General features: G+C 30.3%; 5 protein-coding genes. All 5 read left to right on the top strand.

From position 1 onward, the window contains the following. The first annotated feature begins 284 nt into the window (after positions 1–284). The 5 genes from AC1DY0_RS18820 to AC1DY0_RS18840 all read left to right on the top strand — a co-directional run bounded on the left by AC1DY0_RS18820 (position 285) and on the right by AC1DY0_RS18840 (position 3,981). Positions 285–923 carry a hypothetical protein gene (locus AC1DY0_RS18820; protein ID WP_477190117.1) on the top strand — a complete coding sequence of 213 codons (639 nt, stop codon included), beginning with the start codon at positions 285–287 and terminating at the stop codon, positions 921–923. Between the two features lie 374 nt (positions 924–1,297). Continuing rightward, complete coding sequence (locus AC1DY0_RS18825; RefSeq protein WP_477190118.1) at positions 1,298–1,651, top strand: hypothetical protein; 354 nt, start codon at positions 1,298–1,300, stop codon at positions 1,649–1,651. Positions 1,652–2,333: 682 nt separating this feature from the next. After that, positions 2,334–2,840 (top strand): hypothetical protein, encoded by a 507-nt coding sequence (locus AC1DY0_RS18830; RefSeq protein ID WP_477190119.1) that lies wholly within the window; start codon positions 2,334–2,336, stop codon positions 2,838–2,840. A 179-nt stretch (positions 2,841–3,019) separates the two neighbouring features. Continuing rightward, positions 3,020–3,487 carry a hypothetical protein gene (locus AC1DY0_RS18835; RefSeq protein ID WP_477190120.1) on the top strand — a complete coding sequence of 156 codons (468 nt, stop codon included), beginning with the start codon at positions 3,020–3,022 and terminating at the stop codon, positions 3,485–3,487. After that, positions 3,478–3,981, top strand: coding sequence for an endonuclease V (locus tag AC1DY0_RS18840; RefSeq protein WP_477190121.1), 504 nt, complete (start codon positions 3,478–3,480; stop codon positions 3,979–3,981). Before AC1DY0_RS18835 ends, AC1DY0_RS18840 begins: the two co-directional genes overlap by 10 nt. Positions 3,982–4,305: the final 324 nt, after the last annotated feature.

Raw genomic sequence — 4,305 nt, forward strand, 5'->3', positions numbered from 1 at the left:
ACCTTCTCCTACCTTCTCCTTTGATACTTTGTATTGCAAAACCCAGCTTGGTGAGGTCAATAAATTCCACAAAAGCATCTATAAAACGAACTTGATTATCGGGACTTATAGCGTCTTCTAAACTAGAAAAACGCATCTGATGACGGGAAATTCCTGTGATATGCTGCATTCTTAAAAATACGAAAATTCCTGTTTTGACACAACTTTTTTGTTATATTTGGTGATATACAAACGGAGGTTTTTTCACAGACTGACGTTATAGGGCATTTTAAGAAGATACGACAATGATATTAAATTTCAACATAACAGACAATCAAGCTTTGAGTTTTGAAGGACGACACATCGACCTTCATAATAATTTTGACTTTGTGGGTTTTGACTATAATGTGAAAGACAGAGAAATTAGATTGAATTGGAAAAAATCAGTCGGTAATTGGATTGCCGAAAATGAACTCTCAAGTTTGGTTTTGATACATAAATCGGTCACATTCTTGAAAATCATCGAACAAGATGAAAAAAGTAATTATGACGATGATAGTTGTTTAGAGGAAATTACATTTTTCCCTGCTACAGCAAGAGAAATAAATGATAGTATAGTACCGAAATCAAAACCAAATGACGATGATGACGTACTTTACTTTTTTGGAAATGGACAATGCATAAGAATTCATTGCGAACAGATAGAGTTAAATATAAACGATGACCAAAATCTAAACTTGAAAATTACGAAAGACGAATCATTGGTTTTATTTGAGTTTTTATCAAGATTCAATCAATTGGAAAATCAAGAAATTTTTGAAGATCAAGCAGAGCAAAAAACACTTTGGATTCTTGAAAATCAGTTAGAAAAGCAATTAGTTGAACCTTTCAAAACAGACTACAAAAGCATAATTAACGAAGCGAGAAATAAAGTACGTGATTAACAATGAACAAAAAAACGCCCTATAACAGCCACTACAACGGATTTGGGCATTTGGCTTAATGGAAAAATTGTTTTGTATTTGGGATGATTAGGCAAATCCGAATATTGGTCTTAATTTAATCCCAAACCCGCTGTAGTGCCAGAACGTTGTACCCAATTTTACAGATGAAAGAACGAAAGAAGATTAAATACGGAATACTATCAATTTTACTCTTACTGACTTTATGTTTAAACATTCACTTTGGTGATTTCTGCGAAGGAATGTCCAAAGGATTATTATTTGCTTTTTTAAGTATAATTTTTATTCTCTGTTTTATAATAATTGAAATTCGAGATTTGTTTAAATTGGTTGACAAGGGAGAAAAATTTGATTTTATGCCTTTATATATCTTTATTTTGTTTGTTGCCTTGAATAGTTTTTTATTTGTTGCTAATGAAAATAAATTTTGGAGGGAAATTAAATATAAAGGAATTATTGAAGACGAATACGAGAGAGCTTGGATAGTATTGTATGAAAACAACTCCTTTGAAATAACTAGGTCGTACATTGAAAATCGATGCACATTTATTGGAAAATATCATATTGAAAAGAATATAATTGTTCTTGACGATGAAAATATAGAAAGTAAAACCGACCAAAAAATCACTAAAAGATATTTGATAATTTCGGATAGTATTTTGCAACCCTTAAACAAAAAATATAGCAGAATTAAACTAAATCGTAAATAAAAACTGGGTACAACAGCCACTACAACGGATTTGGGCATTTGGCTTAATGGAAAAATTAGTTTGTATTTAGATGATTTGGCAAATCCGAAAATTGGGCTTAAATTAGTCCCAAACCCGCTGTAGTGCCAAGACGTTATGGGGCAGTTGTGCCGAAATTACGCAGGTAATTTCGATTTGAAAATGAAGTTTGTAACTCGCAGAAAATTTACAAAGCAGAAGCGTGAAAATTGGAATCGCCAACAGAAGTCGGAAAGTTGGAATCTGACAATAAACAGACGAAAAACTGAAGCGTGAAAATTGGAACTTGCCAACAGAAACTTGAAAATTGGAATCTGAAAAGCAGAAGCGTGAAAGTCGGAATCTGCCAGCAAAAACTTGAAACGTTTAGCGCAGAAATTAAAAGTGAATAATTGAAAATAATAAACCGAAAATTACGAGCCGAAAAGCAGAAACGTGAAAATTGGATTTTGCCAACAGAAGCGTGAAAACTTTGTGTGATAATTGTAATTTCGACAAAACAACCGCCCCATAACACACGCTACAAGCAATTTGGGATTTGGCTTAATGGAAAAATTAGTTTGTATTTGGAAGATTTGGCAAATCCGAAAGATAACGCTGATTTAATCCCAAACTGCTTGTAGCGCGAGAACGTTAGTGACTATTCTAAACCGAACTATACCAAATGACAGAAATTGAACTTCTAAATATTATCAAAAAAAAGGAACTTCCCAAAGATGAGCTCGATGATTTTTGGGATAATTTTTTTGGCTTTTTGCCTTTATTCATTTTTATAATTCTTTCAAAAAGCAACATCGCTTTTCTAATAGTTAATTTAATTTTGATTTTTTACACTTTCTATTCTAAGTTCAATGAAAAAAAATTAATTACTATTGTGACACCACTTAATGAAGCAGAAAATATTAGTTTGATTGAAAATATTGCTGAGGAACAGCAATGGAAAACTAAAACAAAGCAGAATGCACTTTATGAGTTTTATATTCCTTTTTTATTTAATCAGCCTGGACATAAATTAACATTAATTGCAAGAGATAATGCAATATTATTGAATTTAAGAAATATTGGAAGTACAAAAGGACGGATGCCTTATTTATTTGGAATAGATACGCTAAAAGAAAGAAAGATAATTGGTTTAATTAATTCCACTGAATATAAAATCTATTCTAAATAAAAAGAACAGTCACTAACAGCCACTACAACGGATTTGGGCATTTGGCTTAATGGGAAGATGGTTTTCTATTTGGGATGATTTGGCAAATCCGAAGAATGGGCTTAATTTAGTCCCAAACCCGCTGTAGTGCCAGAACGTTAGCCATAATTTTACAAAATTCGAAATCTAAAAAATAATTTATGGAAATAATAACCAAAAATAATAGAACATTACTTTTTAGAGAATTGACAGATGAAAATTTATGGGAAAGTAAACTAGAAAATACTTCATCAATTGGTAGTACTAAATCAAATTATCAATTTTCTTTTAAAAATGATTTAATTAAAAAACAATATATTATTGAAAATTACGACTTTAATAGTTATTTGAAAAGTTTTATAAATTATTTTATAGAGAATGAAATAAAAATATCAAAAACTACAAGAAAGGTTATAGATGATATTTCAAATATTAATGACGATGAAAAATTTATACTCAATGAAGAAAATTCTTTTATGCATTATGTTCGTATTTTGGATATTGTAAATTATTCATTTAAGGTTCATATTGTAACTAATTATGGTTACGAAAACTACATCATAACTTATTTACTATATGGTAATGGAAATTTAACTATAACTAAAATAAAAAGGAAATTGTGTTATTAGCCTTTGATACTTATTATTATGATAACAAGGCAAAAACAGTTTGTCTTGAATTTGCAGAATGGAATGAAAATAAAATCTTCAAAATTTACACTGAAATAACAGATAATGTTGAAGAGTATATTCCGGGAGAGTTTTATAAAAGAGAGCTACCTTGCATTATTAGTTTATTAAATCAAATTGATCTAAAAAAAGTTGAAACCATTATTGTTGATGGATTTGTTTATTTAGATGATGACAAGAAATTCGGTTTAGGCGGATATTTGTATGAAAAACTAAATAAAGAAATTCCAATCATTGGTGTTGCAAAAACTAATTTTGCCACAATCGAAAAACACAAAAAGACTTTATTTAGAGGTGAAAGCAAAAAACCTTTATTTATAACAGCCATCGGAATTGAAACTGAAGATGCTTTACAGAAAATAGAAAGTATGGATGGAGAGTATAGAATTCCAACTTTACTTAAAGAACTTGACCGATTAACAAAAGAAGAATAAAAACTATGGCTAACACACGCTACAAGCAATTTGGGTATTTGGCTTAATGGAAAAATTGGTTTGTATTTGGAAGATTTGGCAAATCCGAAAATAGGGCTTAATTTAGTCCCAAACTGCTTGTAGCGCGAGAACGTCAGGCTGTGAAAAAACCTCTTTTTTTTCTCAAAATCTTCAAATTTTACAATCCTACAATTCAAATAAAGCCTTCTGAGAAGGCTCTTTTTTTAAGCTACTAATTTTATCGGATAAAAATTGTGCCTTGCATTTAGCTTTAAATAGATCACTTTTATTAAAAACAAGACTTTTGCCTTGTAGGGTGAGTTC

The organism is Flavobacterium sp. P1_E4 (assembly GCF_056405915.1).